The organism is Streptomyces sp. NPDC048278, assembly GCF_040652195.1.
Taxonomy (GTDB): Bacteria; Actinomycetota; Actinomycetes; order Streptomycetales; family Streptomycetaceae; genus Streptomyces.
Genome location: NZ_JBEZLP010000047.1, coordinates 30,635 through 49,619 on the forward strand (window position 1 = coordinate 30,635; position 18,985 = coordinate 49,619).

The 18,985-nt window shown below is 72.1% G+C and carries 14 protein-coding genes and 4 pseudogenes; 7 read left to right on the forward strand and 11 right to left on the reverse strand.

Annotated features, from left to right (window positions below):
• Positions 1–237 carry a hypothetical protein gene (locus AB0D74_RS45155; protein ID WP_362600504.1) on the reverse strand — a complete coding sequence of 79 codons (237 nt, stop codon included), beginning with the start codon at positions 235–237 and terminating at the stop codon, positions 1–3.
• 1,010 nt (positions 238–1,247) lie between these two features.
• Between AB0D74_RS45155 and AB0D74_RS45160 the strand changes: the two are divergent.
• Positions 1,248–1,517: pseudogene (locus AB0D74_RS45160) on the forward strand (glutamate dehydrogenase); the annotation flags it as partial.
• Positions 1,518–1,873: 356 nt separating this feature from the next.
• Here the strand turns inward: AB0D74_RS45160 and AB0D74_RS45165 are convergent.
• Complete coding sequence (locus AB0D74_RS45165; RefSeq protein WP_362600633.1) at positions 1,874–2,674, reverse strand: EamA family transporter; 801 nt, start codon at positions 2,672–2,674, stop codon at positions 1,874–1,876.
• A gap of 305 nt (positions 2,675–2,979) precedes the next feature.
• Between AB0D74_RS45165 and AB0D74_RS45170 the strand changes: the two genes are divergently transcribed.
• Positions 2,980–3,834 (forward strand): LysR family transcriptional regulator, encoded by an 855-nt coding sequence (locus AB0D74_RS45170; RefSeq protein WP_362600507.1) that lies wholly within the window; start codon positions 2,980–2,982, stop codon positions 3,832–3,834.
• Between the two features lie 672 nt (positions 3,835–4,506).
• On the opposite strand, the gene AB0D74_RS45175 is transcribed toward AB0D74_RS45170, so the two are convergent.
• The 3 genes from AB0D74_RS45175 to AB0D74_RS45185 all read right to left on the reverse strand — a co-directional run bounded on the left by AB0D74_RS45175 (position 4,507) and on the right by AB0D74_RS45185 (position 5,649).
• Entirely contained in the window at positions 4,507–4,677 is a 171-nt protein-coding gene (locus tag AB0D74_RS45175; RefSeq protein ID WP_362600510.1) for a hypothetical protein, read from the reverse strand.
• Positions 4,678–4,934: 257 nt separating this feature from the next.
• On the reverse strand, positions 4,935–5,447 hold the full coding sequence (locus AB0D74_RS45180; protein WP_362600513.1) for a GtrA family protein: 513 nt from the start codon (positions 5,445–5,447) through the stop codon (positions 4,935–4,937).
• Positions 5,448–5,487: 40 nt separating this feature from the next.
• A complete protein-coding gene (locus AB0D74_RS45185; RefSeq protein ID WP_362600516.1) occupies positions 5,488–5,649 on the reverse strand; it encodes a hypothetical protein in 162 nt (53 codons plus the stop codon).
• A 234-nt stretch (positions 5,650–5,883) separates the two neighbouring features.
• Here AB0D74_RS45185 and AB0D74_RS45190 point away from each other — a divergent pair, with 234 nt between their 5' ends.
• A complete protein-coding gene (locus AB0D74_RS45190; protein WP_362600519.1) occupies positions 5,884–6,273 on the forward strand; it encodes a hypothetical protein in 390 nt (129 codons plus the stop codon).
• A gap of 350 nt (positions 6,274–6,623) precedes the next feature.
• Here the strand turns inward: AB0D74_RS45190 and AB0D74_RS45195 are convergent, their stop codons facing one another.
• The 3 genes and pseudogenes from AB0D74_RS45195 to AB0D74_RS45205 all read right to left on the reverse strand — a co-directional run bounded on the left by AB0D74_RS45195 (position 6,624) and on the right by AB0D74_RS45205 (position 9,618).
• A complete protein-coding gene (locus AB0D74_RS45195) occupies positions 6,624–7,562 on the reverse strand; it encodes an NAD(P)-dependent oxidoreductase (protein WP_362600522.1) in 939 nt (312 codons plus the stop codon).
• A gap of 643 nt (positions 7,563–8,205) precedes the next feature.
• Positions 8,206–8,519 (reverse strand): annotated as a pseudogene (locus tag AB0D74_RS45200) (class I SAM-dependent methyltransferase); the annotation flags it as partial.
• Between the two features lie 178 nt (positions 8,520–8,697).
• The gene (locus AB0D74_RS45205; RefSeq protein WP_362600524.1) at positions 8,698–9,618 is read right to left on the reverse strand and encodes an SDR family oxidoreductase; all 921 of its coding nucleotides are present in this window, start codon (positions 9,616–9,618) and stop codon (positions 8,698–8,700) included.
• Positions 9,619–9,716: 98 nt separating this feature from the next.
• Here AB0D74_RS45205 and AB0D74_RS45210 point away from each other — a divergent pair, with 98 nt between their 5' ends.
• From AB0D74_RS45210 to AB0D74_RS45220, 3 genes are all read left to right on the forward strand, one after another.
• Entirely contained in the window at positions 9,717–10,400 is a 684-nt protein-coding gene (locus tag AB0D74_RS45210) for a TetR/AcrR family transcriptional regulator (protein ID WP_362600527.1), read from the forward strand.
• A gap of 227 nt (positions 10,401–10,627) precedes the next feature.
• Positions 10,628–11,275, forward strand: coding sequence for a hypothetical protein (locus AB0D74_RS45215; protein WP_362600530.1), 648 nt, complete (start codon positions 10,628–10,630; stop codon positions 11,273–11,275).
• Between the two features lie 591 nt (positions 11,276–11,866).
• Positions 11,867–12,466, forward strand: coding sequence for an HAD hydrolase family protein (locus AB0D74_RS45220; protein ID WP_362600533.1), 600 nt, complete (start codon positions 11,867–11,869; stop codon positions 12,464–12,466).
• A gap of 48 nt (positions 12,467–12,514) precedes the next feature.
• Here the strand turns inward: AB0D74_RS45220 and AB0D74_RS45225 are convergent.
• Positions 12,515–12,682 (reverse strand): annotated as a pseudogene (locus AB0D74_RS45225) (tetratricopeptide repeat protein); the annotation flags it as partial.
• Between AB0D74_RS45225 and AB0D74_RS45230 the strand changes: the two are divergent.
• A pseudogene (locus tag AB0D74_RS45230) lies at positions 12,674–12,829 on the forward strand (cytochrome P450); the annotation flags it as partial. The pseudogenes AB0D74_RS45225 and AB0D74_RS45230 sit on opposite strands and share 9 nt — an antisense overlap.
• Positions 12,830–13,053: 224 nt before the next feature.
• On the opposite strand, the gene AB0D74_RS45235 reads toward AB0D74_RS45230, so the two are convergent.
• Positions 13,054–13,635, reverse strand: coding sequence for a hypothetical protein (locus tag AB0D74_RS45235; protein ID WP_362600536.1), 582 nt, complete (start codon positions 13,633–13,635; stop codon positions 13,054–13,056).
• A gap of 573 nt (positions 13,636–14,208) precedes the next feature.
• Positions 14,209–18,972, reverse strand: a complete 4,764-nt coding sequence (locus AB0D74_RS45240; protein WP_362600539.1) for a hypothetical protein — start codon at positions 18,970–18,972, stop codon at positions 14,209–14,211.
• Between the last annotated feature and the right edge of the window lie 13 nt (positions 18,973–18,985).

An 18,985-nucleotide genomic window follows, 5' to 3' on the forward strand; every position in this document is an offset into this window, starting at 1 on the left:
TCACCTCGCCGGGCGGCCGGCAGCCGGGCCGCCGATCACGATGTCGACGTCATGATGCGCGGTCCTCTCGATGAGCCGGCTGCCCGCCGGCAGTGACCGGGTCCGCTCCGACAGCCCGTGCTGGGCGAGTTCCGCCCGCCGGATCTGCGCGCGGAGCCCGATCCAGCGGTGACCGAGACGCAGGATGTATCCGCCCGCGGCAAGTCCCGCCGCAGCCGTTGTCGCCGTGGGATCCATACCCATTCCCTGTGTCCAAGGCGGCGTCCGTCACGCCGCGCTCCCCCTCTATAAGCACGCAGCACCCCTGACTGTGACATGGGACAGAGCATGGGAGCCCGCGTCAGGCAACGGCTCAACCCGACAGGGCTCGCTCATGTAAAGTACGCAAAAGGAGCTGTACCCATCTCCAAAACCACAGGTGGGCAAGGGTCTTCCCCACACGCGTGGGGGTCTGCCCTGGAACGGGCCGACTGCGCGCTCGCCGTTCGCGTCTTCCCCACACGCGTGGGGGTCTGCCCCACCAGATCGTCGCAGCGATGTTGGGCACCCCGTCTTCCCCACACGCGTGGGGGTCTGCCCGATCACGAACAGCGCATGGCCGGGTTTACTGCGTCTTCCCCACACGCGTGGGGGTCTTTCCTCCAACTGCGGTGACAGGACGACGAGTTCAAGGCCTTCCCCACGCGCGTGGGGGTCTGTCCCGGGCAGTCGGCCGGGCCTCGGCGTAGGCGGGATCTTCCTCACACGCGTGGGGGTGTTTCGCTCTTCTCGGACCCTCCCGCGCCCGAGGCGGAGCTTCCCACATGCGTGGGGGTGTGTCCCTGCCGGACATCGCGGCCGGACGGAGCTACGTGTCTTCCCCACACGCGTGGGGGTTTCCTGTCTCGTCCGTTACGGGATGCCTGCCCTCAAGCACGCCCATCCTGACCCCACCCTCACACGAGCCACTCAGCACCCTTACTCTGCCGACACTCCCGATGCCACCACCGCGCCTGCCGTGAACGGCGCGGTGCGCCTGCCGCACGCCGCCTCTCTCGGCCACCATTCACGGCCCCTAACCAGCAAGGTCGCAGCGTAAAGCAGCAGATCAGACGGTCATCTCTAAGGCCTTCTCATTTCAACGCGCTGGGAATTCTCACTCGATGTCACCAATGTTTCTCACTCGATGTCACCACTACTGCACTCCGAACGGCAGAGATGCATGACATCCAGATGAGAACTACTGGTGACATCAAAATGAGAAGCCGCAGGCCGGCGTGCTCTTCGGCCCCGGCAAGGCCGCGAACGCGGGCGGGGTGGCCACCTCGGCGCTGGAGATGCAGCAGAACGCCGCCCGCACGACCTGGTCCTTCGCCGACACCGAGGCCCGGCTCGCGACCGTCATGCGTGACATCCACGCCGAGTGCCGGGCTGCCGCCGAGACGTACGGGGGCGACCCCGAGGACTACGTGCTCGGCGCGAACGCGACGGGGTTCCTGCGGGTGGCGGGGGCCATGACGGCACAGGGCGTCATCTGACGGAGTCACCGGCCCCGGACCGGGACCCGATCCGGCCTCCCGGCGGTCCGGGGGGGCGCTCCGGTGCCAGGTCCAGAGGGCGCTCCGGCCTCCGGACCGGGGCCCGATCCGGCCTCCGGACCGAGGCTCGCTCCGGTCCGGGGGGCTCCGGGTCCGGGTTCAGGTTCAGGTTCGGGTTCGGGTTCGGGTTCGGGTTCGGGTTCGGGTTCGGGGCTCGGTCCCGCTCCCGGTCCGGGGGCGCTCCGGTTCCAGGTCCGGGGGCGCTCCGGTTCCGGGTCCGGCGGCCGTGGCCGGTGCCCTTCGGCGGGCGGACTGCGGGGAGGCGTCCGCGCCACGCGCGGCGGAACCCCCCCCTTTCAGGTGCGGGTCAGCATGCTCACCGCGTTCGCGGCGACGACCGTCCCGATCGCCGCCCACTCCAGGGCGCCCAGGCCCTGTCCGAGGCCGATCCAGCCGACCAGGGCGGCGAGAAGGGGGTTGACGCTCATGAACAGGCCGAACGTCTGGGCGGGCACGTGGCGCAGGGTGAACAGGTCGGCGAGGTAGGGGACGGCCGAGGAGAGCACCCCGGCCGCGACCGCACAGCCCACGGCACCGAGGGCCGGGGGATGCCGGAGGGCGACCACCGCCCCGACGGGCAGGAACACCACGGCGGAGACCAGCGAGGCCGCCGCGGCGCCCTGCGCGCCCGGCACCCGGTGGCCCACGGTCCGGTTGAGCAGGATGTACGAGGCCCAGCAGCACGCGGCGAGCAGACCGAGCCCGAGACCCACGTAGTCGGTGGAGGGCTGCGGGCGCATCAGCGTGACCGCGCCCGCGGCGGCGGCCAGGGCACACACCGCGTCGATCCGGCGGCGCGCCCCGGACAGCGCGATGGCGAGCGGACCGAGGAACTCCAAGGTCACCGCAAGACCCAGCCCCACACGGTCGATCGCGGTGTAGAGGGAGAGGTTCATGGTGGCGAACACCAGGGCCAGGGCCAGCACCGGCCGCCACTGCCACCAGGTGAGACGGCGCAGCCCCGGCCGTCCGACAACCATCAGGACGGCGGCGGCAACGTACTGCCGGACCGCGACGACCCCGACCGGCCCGAGCACCGGGAAGGCCAGCGAGCCGATCGCGGCTCCGGTCTGATTGGACAGCCCGCTGCCGACCATCGTCGCCACACCGGCCAGCCGCCCCCGGGACGGCCCGGGAGACACCGGCGGCACCAAACCCCCCACGGCGCGGGCAGAGACGGAAACGGGAGCCGAGGCCGGGGCCGGGGCGGGAGCCGGGGCCGGGGCGGAGGCCGGAGAAGAAACGGGAGCGCAGGCGGCGGGAGCGGGGGCCCGGGCGGAGGCTGAGGCGGGAGCGGAAGCGGAGGCTGAGGCGGGGAGGGCAGCGGCTCGCATGTCCCAAGCGTGCGGCACCCGGACCGCTGCGCAAAATGCATCCGCCGGACCGTCTATACGCTGGAGTCATGGACATGGAGCTACGGCATCTGCGCTGCCTCGTCGCCATCGTCGACGAGGGCACCTTCACCGACGCGGCCATCACGCTCGGCGTCTCCCAGGCAGCCGTGTCCCGCACCCTGGCCTCGCTCGAACGGGCCCTGGGCGTACGGCTGCTGCGGCGCACCTCGCGGGAGGTGACACCCACGGCGACCGGACTGCGGGTGGTCGCACAGGCCCGGCGGGTCCTCGCGGAAGCCGACGGCCTGGTCCGCGAGGCCGCCTCGGGCCACCGCACCCTGCGGGTCGGCTACGCCTGGTCCGCGCTCGGCCGGCACACCGCCGCCTTCCAGCGGCGCTGGGCGAAGACCCACCCGGCCACCGACCTGCACCTGATCCGGCTGAACTCCGCCACCGCCGGCCTCGCCGAAGGCGCCTGCGACCTGGCCGTGACCCGCCGGGACCTGGACGACCGCCGGTTCGACTCCGCCATCGTCGGCCTGGAACGGCGCATGGCCGCCCTCTCCGCCGACGACGCGCTCGCCGCCGGCGGCCCCGTCCGGCTCGCCGACCTCGCCGAGCGCACCCTGCTGGTCGACCGGCGCACCGGGACCACCACACCGGAACTGTGGCCGCCCGGATCCCGCCCGGCGACCGAGGACACCCACGACGTCGACGACTGGCTCACCGTGATCGCCAGCGGCCGGTGCGTCGGCATGACGGCGGAGTCCACCGCCCACCAGTACCCCCGCCCCGGCGTCACCTACCTCCCCGTCCTCGACGCCGAACCGATCGCCGTACGGCTCGCCTGGTGGCACGACGACCCACACCCCGCCACCCAGCCCGCCGTGGAACTGCTCACAGCGCTCTACCGCGCCGACTGACCGCGCCGACTGACCGCTCAGGCCGACCGCTCAGGCCGGCGCCGCCGGCCCCGCCCCGAACACCCCCGACGACACCCTCCCAGGCGGCGGCGTACGACAGCCGCAGGCACCCCTCCCCCGCCGCACCGAACCCACTGCCGGGCCGCACCGCGACGCCGAACTCCCGCAGGCCCCGGACGAGTCCGGCCACCGGAACGCCGGCCCCGCAGGCAGGCGGGAAAAGCACAGAACGCGACCCCCGGGCCCGAGCGCGCAGGCCCCTGATCCCGGACAGCTCACCCGGCATCAGAGCCCGGCGCACCACACAGGCCCGGCACATCCGGCCGACACCGGCGCATCCGGCCGACACCGGCGCATCCGGCGCCCACCGCACATCCGGCGCCCACGGTGCATCCGGCGGAAGCCGGCGCCGGCGGTGCCCAGCACGGCCAACACAGCCCGCCGCACGGCCGAGTTGACGAAACCGCCGACGAAGCCGCCGACGAAGCCGCCGACGGTGGCATGCACGCGGGCAGCGACCGCAACAACACCCCGGCGGCCCGTGAAACAGCCGAACCGCCGGCCGGTCATGGCGTAGCTCTCGAAGAAGGCCCCGCAGGACAGAGTGCGTCCGGCAAGGCCCGGCACCCGCAGCGCGAAGACGAACAGCCCGGCCGTGCGGACGAGTCCGCCCTACGCCTCGCCGGCCAGGACCAGGGCCCCGGTGCCGGTGCCGGCGGTCGGCGGTCGGCGGTCGGCGGTCGTGCCGGCCAGGGCAGTGAGATCGCCGGCGGTGCGGACCGCACCGGTCGGGTCGGAGGGGCTGCAGGAGGCGCCACCGGTGATGTCGCGGACGATCACCACGTCCCCGCCGCCACCCTGCACCCCGCACCCCGCACCGTGCGGATACTGATCCGCAGGCCGCACAGGTGCCGCAGTCCGATGAGCGCGGCCTGCGGGTCGGGACACTCGGCGGCAGTGACACCCGGGCGGGCGCCGACCCCACCGGACAGGACCACACCGGCCGCGCGCCACCCGCGGGGGGGCCGGTGACGTCGTACGTGGCCGCGGTCGGCCCGGGCGCCTCCCGCTGCACTGCCCGCATCGTGACCGCGTCAGCGTCAGGCCGCGGCCAGCACAGCCAGCGGCGGCGGCGTGAGGCTCGCTGTCGAGGGCGTGGCCGGGGTCCGGCCACGGCGGCCGGTGGCGAATACGTACAGGCGCAGGACGAGGAAGCGGCCGAGACCGGCGAGGGCGGAGGCGCCGAGATAGACAAACTGCTCCGTCAGCGCGCCCGGGGCGGCCTGGACGAGGTGGAGCAGGACCATGGCGGCGCAGGTCACGGCATAGGCGACGGCGGCGGAACCGGCAGACTGCCAGTGCTCCTGCCAGCCGGCCCGCCGGCCCGTCCCGAAAGTGAAACGGGCGTGCAGTTCGGTGCACAGGACGGTGGAGGCGACCGTGACCACGGCGTTGGCCAGCATCCAGGGCACGGCCCCGGCCAGCAGGGTCACCGCCCCGCTGGACAGGACACCGACCCCGCCGCCGAACAGCACGAACCGGGCGAAAGAGGCCAACGGGCCCGGGGCGGCCGGGGCGGGGGCGGGGGCCCGGTGCTTTGCGTAGTTCCGCATGTTCTGCACGTTCTGCATGTTCTGCATGGCGGGCGGCGGCTCAGGGCCGTTCCGTGCTCTTGGCCGGAGCGAAGAGCAGGGCCATGGCCTCCCACAGAGGCATGACGCGGGCGGTGGCGGCCGGACGGGCCGGGACGGGGGTGCCCGGGACCGGGCGGGCGGTGCGGGGCTTGCGGACCGCGGCGGCGCTGGGGTGCGGCATCGTGACGTCCTGTCCGTACGGAGGAGCTGGCCTTGTGGGAACAACCCTCCCGCGGCCGGTGCGCCGCGAGGAGGACCCGGCCACCCGGACCGGTGGTGGAGCCCGCTCCACCACCGGCAATCCCGCAGACGCCAGCGAGCGGTGCACGAGGGCCGCCGAATTTCCGCCCGCCGGGCCGTCATGCTCTCCTGGAACCAACGAAGGGGGGCGAACCGGCACCCGGAGGCGGCGGCCATGCAGCAAGCAGTGCACTTCGACACGATCTTCAAGGCGAGCCCGGGCACACGCCATGTCCAGCTCAAACTGAACGGCGACGTGATCTTCGACGGCACCATGGACCAAGAGGGCCAGACCCAGCCCGTCGACGTCACCCAGCCGATCACAAACGGACTGGGCCGCGTCGAACTGGGCATCATCACCGACGGCGGCGGCTTCCACTCCTGCCGCTACCTGTCCAGGGACTTCTTCGACGGAACAGGCTCCGCACCGTTCGAACCGGACCTCCCCGACGACATCGGCACCTTCCCGCCCAGCCCGGCCCAGTTCGACACCGAAGCCGCCACCGGACTCCCCCCGTCCGGCGGCGGCACCTTCGAACTCAACTTCACCGGAAGACTGCTCTGACCATGCCGCCAGCCACCCGGCACACCACCAGCGCCTCTTCTTGAGGGGCAGCGCAGCCACCGGCATCGGCACCCGCACCCGCCCGTCGGCCGGCCGGCCGGCCGCGCGGGGCTTCCCGCCCCGGTCACCGGGCACAATCACGCACCGGCACCGCCCAGGGCGACTCGGCACCCGTACCCCGGGACTCCACCCCCGGCCTCACCACCCTCCGGCACCAGGCCGGCCTCTGCTTCGGCCGGCCGAGCAGGATCACCGGAGCCGGGCGGGACATGCCCCGCAGGCCCCCCCGGGCCACCGAACCCGCCCCCGTCCCACAGCGCGGACAGCACACCGGCCGGCACACGAACCGGTCAAGGGCGCAGCAAGGTACCGGCCCACTCCTCCAGAAGGGCCACAGCGAGAAGTTCGCCGTCCACCGGCCCGAACCGCTCCAGGGCCCGCCGGTGGACGTCCAGCACCGCGTCGGCCACCCCGTGCGGGCTACCCAGATCCCGGGCCTCACCCGTGATGACCTCCAACTGGTCGCGAATGCGGTCCAGTCCGTACGACGGGAGATAGTCCCCGGCGAACAGCGCCGACAAATCCCTGCGGATGAAATCACTCCCCGCCGCACTGCCGGCCAGCACATCCCGCAGAACAGCAAGGTCAATGCCCGCCCGCCGCCCCAGCAGAAGAGCCTCGGCGGTCGCCACGGCCTGCCCGAACCACAGCAGATTCACAAGAAGCTTCGTGATGTAACCGGCCCCCGGACCACCCACAAGGCTGATCCGGTCCGCACTCGTCACAGCCTCCAGCAACGGCCTGCACCGCTTGAGGACCTCGCACGAGCCGCCCACGAACAGCCTCACACACCCCCGTCCCGCATCATCCGGACTGCCGCCCAGGGGCGCTTCGAGGACATCGACACCGTGAGCCCCTGCCCGTTCCCGCAACACCGCCCCAACAGCCGGCGCGTTGCTCGTCATGTCTATCCACACCGCCCCCGGCGCCAGCACACCGAACACCGCGTCCTCAAGCGCCGCCTCCGCCTCCCGCGGCCCAGGCAACACCGAGACCAGCACCTCCGCCCCCGCCGCAGCCTCCACCGCGGACCGCGCCCAGCCCGCACCCAACGAACGCACCGCCCCTTCCCGTTCGGGACGCACATCGAAAACGGTCACCGCGTGCCCGGCCGACACGAAACGCCCGCACACAGGAGTCCCCATACGCCCAGCACCCACAAAAGCCACACGCAAGGCCACCACACCACCACCATCACAGTCGCCGCATCCGCCGACACACACCGGCACGCCCGGAACACCGACCCCCGCCCAGGCCCCGCGGACGAGTCCGGGCCACCCAGGAGATCACTCCGGGCATCCTAGAACCGCCCACCGCACCAACCGCACGGCAGGTGCCACCCCCTCCAGCCCCGCAGCCGGCCGACGACACCCCGGACACCGACACAAGCACCGCAGACCACGCAGACCAGACCGGGAAACACAGCAGCAGCACACGGCTCCACCACGCACCCGCTCAACCGAAGCACGATTCAACAAAGCCAACCAGGCCCTGAATACTGCGGGTCCCGATTCCGCCGCACTGCGCACAGACACCGAAACACACCACCACCCCCAGCACAACACCCACACCCACCCACCCCCAGCCCCACCACACCCCACCCGGGCCCACGGACGGGAAAACGCCAGCGCCCTGGACGTACTGCACGGCCCTGGTGAACTCCGGTTCGCCGGGGCGGCGTTCCCTGTCCTGCGGGCTCAGCTCCACGCGGGTCTGGATCCGGTACAGGCCGCCGATGGCCTGAAGGCCGCGCAGACCCCCGGGTTCGAACGGGTTCGAAGGCTCCGCGCTCCGCGAGCTCCTCGGAAACACGGCAGAAAAGCTCCGACTCCCCGACGGCAAAGCCCGTTTCCGGTTCCCGCTCCCCCAGGACCAGTCCATCCGCAAGGCCCGGCTGTCCGTGCCGGCGCCGAGCAGTACGACCTGCCCGACCCCGCAGGCGGAGGCCAGCCGCAACAGCTCGCCGAGGAACTCCGTCCTGATGACGACCGGGAACGCCACGGCCAGCCGGCAGCGGCGAGCGGCCCCGTCACCGGGGAACGGCCGCGAGGAGGGCCACAGGCCACCGGCGGCGGCGAAGGCCTTCGCCAAAGGGGGCCGCGGAACAGCGCGTCCTCCCGCCCGGTCCCCCACGCCCGTACGCGGGCCACCCCCACGGCCGTGGCCCGGACTCCCGACGGCCACACCCACACCCGGCACCCGGCACCCGGCACCCGCCGCTCGTCAGTCACCACGCCGGCCCAGATGACCCATTCCAGAACCCGGATGACCCATTCCAGGAGGCCCGGGGCCGATGCGCGGACGCGGCCCCCGGCGGGCGGGGAAGGCATGCTGCCGGCCGGCAGCAGGAGCCGGCGGCACCGCTCATGCGGTGGCCCGGGCGGGGAGGGACTCGCCGGTGAGGTGTTCGGCCTCCTGCCACAGGCGGGCCGCGGCGGCCACGTCCCGGCCGGGGCGCGGCAGCGCGACAGGCCTGGCCGGACCGACGACCGCCCAGCGGGGGCCGTAGTAGCCGCCGGGGGCGGCACCGGGGTCGGCTGCGGCGAACAGCAGGGGTTCGGCACCCTGCCCGGGCCCCTGGGAGGGGACGACGCGGTAGGCCAGGGACTCGATCAGGCCGGGACGGCCGCCGTTGAGGTGCGGGCCGGACGTCGTCAGGCCGGTGCGGGTGTAGCCCGGGTGCGCGCCCGCCGAGAGCAGGGGCCAGCCGCGCTCCGCGGCAAGGCGGGCCAGATGCGCCATCATCAGGAGATCGGCCAGCTTCGACTGGGCGTACGCCCGGGTCGGACTGTAGCGGCGGACGGCCTGCAGGTCCTCGAAGTCGATCCGCGCCCGCGCCGCCACGCCGCTGCTCATCGTGGCGACCCGCGGCGCCGCCGCGGACAGCAGCAGCGGCAGAAGCCGGACCGTGAGGGCGAACGGGCCCAGGAAGTTGCTGGCCAGCTGCAGTTCGAAGCCGTCGACCGTTTCCGTGCGCGCGGGCACGTTCATCACGCCGGCGTTGTTCACCAGCACGTCCAGCGGACGGCCGTCGGCGATCAGGCCGTCGGCGAACGCCCGCACCGAGGACTGGTCCGCCAGGTCCAGACGGCGGACCTCCGCGCGGGCACCGGGGTGCGCGGCCAGGATCTCCGCCTTCGCCTGTTCCCCCCTGGCCTCGGTACGCACCGCGAGGACGACGTCGGCTCCTGCCGCCGCGAGGCGTTTGGCCGCCTCCTTGCCCGTGCCGCTGTTCGCGCCGGTGACGACGGCGAGCTTTCCCTGCTGGCCGGGGACCTGGTACATGACGACCTCCATAAAGTACTGCCGGTATCTTGCCTCCCGGCCAACATAACGAACCGGCGGTCCGTTAGTAAAGTACCGGCGGTCTGTAAGATGGCGGAGTGACGTTCCAGCGAGCACGAACCGACGAGCAGCGCAGCGAGCGGCGGCGGCAGATCCTCGACGCCGCGGACGCGATGCTGACCGAGATGACGGTGGCCGAGCTCAGCCTCAGCGCCCTGAGCCGCCGGGTCTGCCTGGCCAAGGCCAACGTGCTGCGCTACTTCGAGTCGCGCGAGGCGGTGCTGCTGGAGCTGCTGGAGACCCAGGTCGCCGACTGGGTCGCCGAGCTGGAGCGGGAAACCGTTCCCACCGGTGGCGGCAGCAGGGGGCGCGGGGAGCGGCTCGCCGACCTCCTGGCCGTCTCCATGGCGCGACGGCCCGTTCTGTGCGACCTGTTCAGCTCGCAGGCCGCGGTGCTGGAGCACAACATCTCCGCCGAGACCGCGACCCGGCACAAGCACGCCGCCCGCAAGTCCCTGGGCAACCTGACCGCTCTCGCCGCCCGGTACCTGCCGGAGCTCGGCGACGACGGCGCCTCGGCCCTCGTGGAGACGACCCTGCTGACGGCCATGGCCGCCTGGCCGTGCAGCCGTCCCCCGCAAGCCGTCCTCGCCGCCTACGCCTCCGATCCCGCACTGGCGGCCATGCGCATCGGCTTCACCGACACCCTGCGCCGGACGGCCGAGGTGACCGCGTCCGGCCTCCTCGCCCGCCAGGAGAACCCGAAGGCGACCGTGACCTGAACACGCCCCGGACGCCTCCCGCCACAGGGGCAGGCACAGGCGCTCACCCACGGGCGGTGCCCGGCACGGCGCAGCACGGCACACCACACCACAGCGGTACACGAAGCCGACCGCGGGCGGCGGCGCGGCGGCGCGCCCGTGGGGCGACTCAGATAGTTGACACTTCACCTATCGGTGATGTGTCAACTGTTCGTACCGGAAACCCCGGGACGGGCTGAGGAGTTCCCATGAGCACGCCACCGGTGCGCGGCCCGGCCGCACCGCCGCCGCCCGAGACGGGCGTCCTGCCGCTGACCGACCACCAGCCGCTTCACCATCTGCACAGCCACGACCCGACAACGGTGCCCGAAACCCTTGCGGCGCCGGCCCAGGCGGCCAAGGCGCCCGGCGTTCCGGCAGCACCGACCACCCTCACGCAGAAGCACAACGGGCCCCCGCCCCACCCCTTGCAGAACCCCTCCGGCGAGCACCGGCCGACCCACAGGCCCCTCACCGGCAGCCGGGACGACCGGCAGGCGACGGACCAGGTCACGGCCACCGGACACGGAAACCTGATCACCTCCCGCCCCCACACGAAGACTCCCGTGCGCACACCGGCCCAGCAGGCGGCCACCGACGGGCCGGACACCCACACCCTCACCGACACCCGCGGGAGCGTGACACCCTCAAGCCACGAGGGGACCGTGCGGCACCCGGCCCGGACCGGCGTCATCCCGGCCACCAGGAAACACGGCAGCACCCCACGGCTGCGCCAGCGGGCCCGGAAAGCGACTCCCGCAGCCCCCCACAGAGCCGCCACGGCAAGCGGTGAAAGCCCACCGCCCACCCCGGCCCGCCCGCGCCCACCTGCCACCGCCCCCACCCCCGGGCGGTAGACCCTGCCCGACCACCACCACATGACCCCCCAAGACCCCACACGCCCCTGCCGGAACGATCCCCCCACCCCCACCCAGCACGACGATCCCGAACCGCCCCCCAACCAGGCCCCGCACCGACACAACCCACAACGCGGCCCCCTCCACCGGGCCACCGGCACAGCACTCACCGCCCTCCTCCACACCACCCTCCTCACCATGACCACAGATGCCACCACCCACTACTGCTGCGACCAGCAAACACCCACCAACCCCGAAACCAACCCCGAAGGCGCCACCACTCCGCCCATGACCACCGCACCGCTCCCGCCACCCACCCCACCACCAAAGCCGCACACCACCGACCAGGACAGCACACCACAGCACAACAACAGACCACCGACACCCCGCACAAAAGCCACCCCGGCCACAACAGACAAGCCAGGCACACACACAGCACACACCACCCACCAACCACCACAAACCACACCAGCACCACACGAGCGGACCGGGCCCCACGTAGCCATCGCCGCGAACGGCGCCACGGTCCATCTCCCGGACGAGGCCGTCGCCCAGACATTCCCGGTCCCGTTGCCCGCGGCCGTACGGCTCGTGCGACGCGTACGCGCGGCCGTCCCCGGCGTGTCCTTCGCCTTCAAGTACCGCGAGGCCCCGGGGCACGAACCGACCCACCCGGACAGGCCGTTCGAAGGCAAGGCAGCCGAACTCCTCGGCCCCGCCGAGGAAATACTCGCCCCTGTCCCCGGCAACCCCCAGGTCAAGATCCTCGCCCACCACCCCACGCTCCCGCCAGCCGACGTCTACCGACAGGCACGGCACGCCGCCGGACCGAGCGCCCAGACCACGCACTCCACCAGGCTGTCCCTGGTGGAGTTCAGCGCGCCGCACGTCACCAAGGCGACCACCCTGCTCGCCTGGAGCGGCCGACAGGGTATCGCCGTCGACGAGATCGCCGCATTCGGTGACATGCCCAACGACCTGCCCATGCTCCGCGCGGTCGGCCACTCGTACGCCATGTCCAACGGCCACCCGGACGTGCTGGCTGCCGCCCGCCATCGTGCGCCCTCCAACGACGAGGACGACGTGGCCCGGGTGCGGGAAGGTTTCACCAGCGCCCGGGCCCACCGATCTACCGAGCGGGCCGGCGCATGTGATGCACATGAGCCCGGCCCGGGATCCGTTTCAGGCTGACCGCCGCGGCATGCGCACCCACCGCCCGCACCCGCGCCGCCGCACGTGTCAGCCGCCCTCGGGGAACTCCCCGGCGAACGCGGCGGCCATACGCAGCCACGGCTGCGCCTCGTCCTGGCGGCCCTGGCGCTCCAGGGTCCGGCCCAGCAGCAGGTGAGCGTAGTGCTCCACCGGATCACGCTCGACAATCCGGCGCGGCTGTCCCTCGGCGCGCCGCTGGCCCGGCGGGAAACCCAGATCGCGCTGACCGAGCTGGTACGCCGGCTCCACCGCCCCAGGCTGGTCGCCGACCCGCCGCCGTACCGGCCCAGCCCCATTGTCCGGGGTCCGATCCATCTGGACGTCGAGCAGGGTCACGAATGACGCGGCAGCCGGTGGACTCGGCCGTGCTGACCTCGGGCAGTGTCCGGGTGGGGGCCGGGGACCCCGGCGTGGCAGCGGCGGCGACGGTCACCAGGCTGGCGGAACGGGCGGTGCGGCGAGTGGTCCACGCCCCCGCGGGGTCTCAGGAACGTGGTCCCGGCCGCTCCGCTCACACGGGCCGGCCTCCTCTGCTGTGTGCATGCATTTCGTCGAACGGCGTCCGGCTACGCGTTGTCCATCGTTCTCTGTTCGCGTTCGGTGACGGCCGCGCCGCCGCTGCCCGGGAAGTGGGCGCGCAGGCGGTCCACCGCGTCCAGGTGGGACTCGCGAACGACGTAGCGGGTGATCCCCCAGCGGCGCCGGTGCTCCTCGAGCGCGGCCGTGATCTCCCGTTCCGTGCCGACCCACGCGTAGGGGGACACGAGCACGTCGGCCGGGGAGCAGTTCAGCTGCCCGGCGATGCGGCGGGCCGCGGCCTCGGCGTCGCCGGTGACCTCCACCAGCTGGACCAGCGCTTCGCGCGCCGGGGCGCTGCACCGGCCCGCGGCGCCCCGTTCGATCAGGTCGATCTGGCGGTCAACGTCCTCGGCCTTCCAGCGCGTCTCGTGCATGTGGCCGTCGGGCAGGGTGGTACGGCCCAACCCGCTCAGGCCCACGACGTCCGCGTGCGCCCCCGCCCAGCGCAGCAGCGCGGTGTTCCCGCCCCCGAAGGTGAACAGCACATCACTTCGGACCGGACGCGGCCTGGCGAGCCGGGCCTGGCGGGCGCGCGCCTCGGGGCCGTCGAGACGGCCATGCGTCCGCACAGACCGGCTCCGGCACGCCCGCCCAGGAACAGGGCGATGTCCGTGAGCTGGGCAGTGAGGGCATCCGTGCGGCGTGCGTGGCGACGCGTCAGGTCCGGGATCTGCTCGGCGAACGTCCGACGCCCACAGCTGTCGTTGCCGCACACGCGACGACGTGCCCGCAGATCAAGTAGAACCTGTCGGCCGACGACGGGACGGTCCGCCAGAAACCGCTGGTAGTAGCAGTGCACACGCGAGGATATCCATCCGCATCCCGGACAGGCGGCCGACCCTGCCGAGGAGCGCACAGCAAGTCGGACCTCAGTGTCCCCAAGAACCACACCTTCTACCGCCACCCCAACCTTCGGAAGAAAAAGGTCGACCAGGCGAAGCGCATCCCCCACGCACAGGTGATGCCCACCTGCTCGTGATCGTCTCGCACCCCCAAGTCAGCGACAGAGCCGACGAAGTGGACCAGAGCCAGCACTCACCGATAAAGCCACTCACCGAACGCTGGGCGGCCTGAGGACGGCCCCGGCTCCCGTCGGCAGGTGCCCCCAGTTCCTCGCCCTCACCAGGCCAGACCACCGCAGGTCAGTCATGACGGAACCCGCCGAATCCGCCACCGTGGTCACCCGGCCCACCGTGATCGTGACCGTCGCCGCGGTCGTGGTCGCTGTCCGGGCCGCCCGGCCTCGGCGGGAGTTCGACGGTGTCGCAGTAGATCACCGGCCCCGGCGTCGTGAGCGACATGGGGATGTCGGGGCGGATGCCCTCGGTTTCGAGGACCAGCACCCGCAGCGGCCCAGGCCGTCCGGGCGGTAGCGGGATCTGGCCCGTGTAGAAGGGTGTGTGGGAGGACTCCGCGTCCACCGAGGTGAGTTGGGCGGTGGTGTCGTCGAGGGTCACCCAGCCAAGGTCGTCGTCGTCGACCAGACGGTTGCGGCGTTGCAGCGTGGCGGTGATGCGTGGCGACAGGGAGCCGGTGGGGTCCCAGGAAGGTCCGCTGACGCTGACCGTCAACGGGTCGCCGAGCGTGACCCGCAACTCGCGGTCGGGCAGGGTGCGCACCAGGTCCGCGAGGACGGTCTTGGAGATCTCGGCGCCGGGAACGGATTCCGGCTGGTAGCGGACGAGGGCGAGCCGCACGAAGGGAAGGCACGCGTCCCCGGTGTCCAGATCCAGGTCACAGAACCAGCGGCCGGCCTTGTCCGGGTCATCGCCGGGCTTCGGAACGGCCTTCTCGAACTGCGGAGAGAAGCCGACGACCTGTACGGGGAGGTCGATCGAGGGGGGATCGAGAGGGAGCGGCTTCGGGGTCCGCTGCACCGCGTTGGTGAACATCTCCGGGGTCGGGGACACGACCGGTGCGGAACGGTGGATGGGGTCGCGGCCCATCAGGGTGACCCAGGCATCCCGTACGGACGTGGGGTCGCCTCCCGGCGGTTCGCCGAGAACCACGCCGAGCAGTTCGCCGTCTCCGGAGGAGTACCAGGGTCGGTCCAGGTAGACCCGGATCCCGCGACCGTGCCGACGGTGGACGATGACGCCGGGCGGTCCTTGGACCTCCTCCAGGGTGAGGGTGGGCACGCAGTACTGCAGTCGCGGCGCCGTGGGGCGTGCACTGCTCGGCACGGAGTGTTCCTGCGGCCGCCCCGCCACGGTCAGCGCGTTCTCGCCCGGCGCGGCGAACTCCGCCGGGAAGTAGTCGGCGAACTTGCTGCCGGCCATCGGGTGGTAGCGCACCGCCCGGTGTCTGGTGTCGCCGAACTCGTGCTTAGCGGGGTGGGGTGGGCCGGGGCGCTTGTCCGGGTCCGCCACCGCATCCGCGGCGTCGGCCTTCGCCTTCTTCTCCGCCGCCTCGGTATTGAAGGTCAGGACGTCGGCCCGGAGGAGGGCGGGTTCGGCGCCCGGGTCGCCCGTCTGGCTCGCCGCCCACGCCGTCAGCAGGTCGAAGACCGGGGCGGTCATCTCGCGGGTGTCGCGGCCGTCGCGGCCGGCGTCCCGCACCTCGGTCCACTCGGCTATCAGGTCGATGCGGTCCGTACTCGCCTCGTCCAGTGCGATGGCCCCGGAGAGGTGTTCCGCGGTCGCGCCGAGGGGACGCAGAGTCGTCGGCGGCACCGGCTGTACGAGGCTCAACACCGGTGTTTTCAAGGGCTGTTGGACCGCGTGGACCAGTGTCAGTTCCTGCCAGGGGGTGAACATCCAGTGCCGACTGGCGGCGGCCACTGCCAGCACGTCGTCGGTGTGCCGCGCCGCCGCCCTCGCCGTATCTTCCCCCTCGCCCTCCCTCGCGAGCCCCGGTGCCGATTCCTGCTGCTTCCGGCACCAGCCGGCCACGCCCATGATGTGCTCGTCGAAGTCGATCCTGGAACACACCCGGACGGTCGCCACGGCGCCCTTCGGCAGCGAGACGGTCAGCACCCGGGACGCCTCGTCGAAGCTCGGCGGCGCGCTGCCCTCGGCCAGCCGCAGCCTGAGGGAACGCGGGCGGTGCCAGACGTCGCCGTCCCAGGGGACCGGGAAGGGCTGCCCATCGGGCATGCCCGGCAGGTCCAGGAAGACGGCGCCCGTGGACAACGGATCGGGGAGGTAGGGGAGTTCGACCTGCTGGCCTGTGTGCAGCACGGTGTTCGCCGGATTCTCGGGGTCTGCCGCCGGCGACTTGATCGTCTTCACTTCGACGTCCGGCTGGGACGGGTCGCTCAGCGAGCCGCTCTCCCGAACGGCCAGGTCGTAGACCGCGTTCTGTACGTTCATGTCCGTGGATCCGATGGCGTCGTCCAGCAGCCCGTGCCACTCGATGCAGCGCAGCGACGCCTTCGGTGCCACCAGATGGCGTTCGTCGGTTCCCCGGTAGGGGTCGTGGGCTCCCGACGTGACCGGCGACGACCGGTTGAAGTCCGCGGCGTACTGCTCCGCCGTCATACCGGCTCCGGTGCCGGCCGCGGTACCGGTTCCCGTGCCGGTGCTGGTGCTGGTGCCGTCGCTGCCGCAGTCGACGACGGCGAAGCCGCTCTTGCGGCCGAGTGCGACGAGAGTCGTACAGCCGGGTCTGCCGTCGGCGTCGCTGCCCGTGAAGCCCTGGGCGCGCTGCTCGGCGGCGTAGGCGGCCCTGGTCTGGTCGCCGAAGAATCCGGTCGGGCCGACCGGGAGGGGATGTCCCTGGTCGATGAGGGCCTGCTGGACGATGCGTACCTCGTCATTGGTCATGCCGGGCTGGACATTGGCTCGGTGGACGGTGACAACCGGCGTCGTCCCCGAAGCCGCCGGCGGCGGGCCGGATCCCGGGCTGCTGCGGATCACCAGCCGGAAGTCCGAGGCGCCTTCGCCGAACCGGAACCTGGCCACCACGGCGGGCGCCAGAACGGGCTCGAACCTCTGGAAGGTCAGCAGCCCCGCGTCGTCGGGGAGCAACAGGGCCTTCCGGTCCTCCAGCCTTTCGGAGGCCGCCCCGTCCCCGTCCGTTGCGTTGTCCGCCAGGTCGACCAGGGCGTCGGCCTCCGACTTGCCGAGCCCGTTGCCCGCCAGGTCGACGGTGCGCATGCGTACCCGGTACTCGTTGCCGAACCGCAGCCGGGGCAGCGTGCCGGCGCGCACATTCGGCGTGATTTCCAACGGCAGTTTCGTCTGCGCCTCGTTGTCGAGTGGCACCGGCTCGTTGGGGTGGCGGTCCTCGTCGAGCGAGCCCGCATCGGTGTCCAGCACCAGGCCCGGCCGGGGCGCGGACAGTGACCAGCCGTCCCAGGTGACCAGTTGCTCGGGCACGTAGAGGTGGTCGGGGTGCATCGCCTCAGGGGGCGGTCTTAGCAGGTGGGCCTGGAAGAAGCCCTCGTCGGAGGCCGTGAGCAGGAGCGGGCCGCCGCGCGGCTTCCGGTATTCCACCTCGCGCTCGTGCAGCGAGAACCACTGCCCCCGGGTCTTGTCCCAGATATCCAGCCGGTGGCCGCGCACCAGGTTCTCGGCGAAGAGTTCGGGGGCGGGCACTTGGTCGGCCGAGGTGGGGGGAACAGCCCCCGGATTCTGCGGGTCGGGTGTCGCACCTTGCGCTTTCTGCTGCTCGACCACCCGGGTGAACGCCGCGTCGTGCTCGGCTGCCCGGGCGAACTCCTGCCGGAGGCTTTCCATGCGCTCGTCCCTGACCAGCGCGATCCCATGGGTCCGCACCGTGGCGAGCCCGGTGGCGCCCTCGGCGGGCCCGACCATCTTGCCTGCGGCGGCGTCGATGTCGGCCGGTTCGAGAGTGAAGTTCCCCTTCAGTTCCACCAGGCCGCGGGCGGGTGGCGTCAGCGGACCGTCGGTCGGTACCGCGGCCCTGGGGGCGAAGACGCGGTGGTCCGGAAGGAAGACATATCGCGTGCGGGGCGACACGTCGTGCGACGCCTCCTCTCCCAGTTCGGACTTCCAGTGGGGGATGACCTTCAGGAACAGCTGCCCTGACGAGACGGGAAGCAGGTCGGCCGGAAGGCGGAAGTCCAGAACGAGTCCGAGGTGGCGCAGCAGGGTGGGGTGATCGCCGAGCCAGGTGAGCATCTGGTGGAAGTCGGGGTCGTGCTTCGCGGGTCGTGGTGGTGGCGGCGGCGGTTCTTCGCCGGCGAGGGTGGGTGGCTGCGGCGGCATGGCAATCGTGTGGAAGCTGTGCAGGCGCTGGAGCTCCGAAGGCATCAGTGGATCCTCGTCCGCGGTGATGTCGCCGACCACCGTGGGCACGTCCCTGGGGCCCACGGCACCGGGACCCACGGCGCCCCCGGACCCGTCGGTCGGGGAACCGCCGTCCGTTGAACCGCCGTCGGCGGAGCTGCCGTTGGTTGCCCCGCCGTCCGCAGGGCCGTCGCTCGGTGGCATCACCAGGTCTCTGGTGGGGGGTGGCGCCTCGGGTGAGGTCATGGCCGCTTCGGCGTATTTGTCCTTGATGAAGGTGCTGACCTCCTTGGTGGAGTAGGTCTGGCAGATCTGGTCCGTATGCCTTTCGAAGGTGTAGGGATCGAGCGGCGTGCCGGCACCGAAGAGGGCCTGCCACAAGTGCACGTCGGGCAGCGGGTCCTGCGGCTTCAGCCCGGTGGCGAAGGGCGTCGAGGGAGCGGGCGTGGTGTCGGGTTCCTCGTCCGCCTCGGTGGATGTGGAGGGCTCGACGGTGCCCGCGCCGGCGGCGAAATCAAAAGTGGCGAGTGCGATCTTTTCCGGCCAGCGGAGGAAATCGGGGAAGTGCGGGTCCAGCGTGAGGCGTTTCGTCGGGTCGGGCGGGGCGGGCCCCAGCAGCCGCGGCGCGATGAACACCGACACCTTGACCTGCGTACCGTCGGCCGTCAGCCCCGCGGGGAGAACGGTCCAGTTGATCTGCTGTTCGAAGTCCATGGTGGTCTCCACG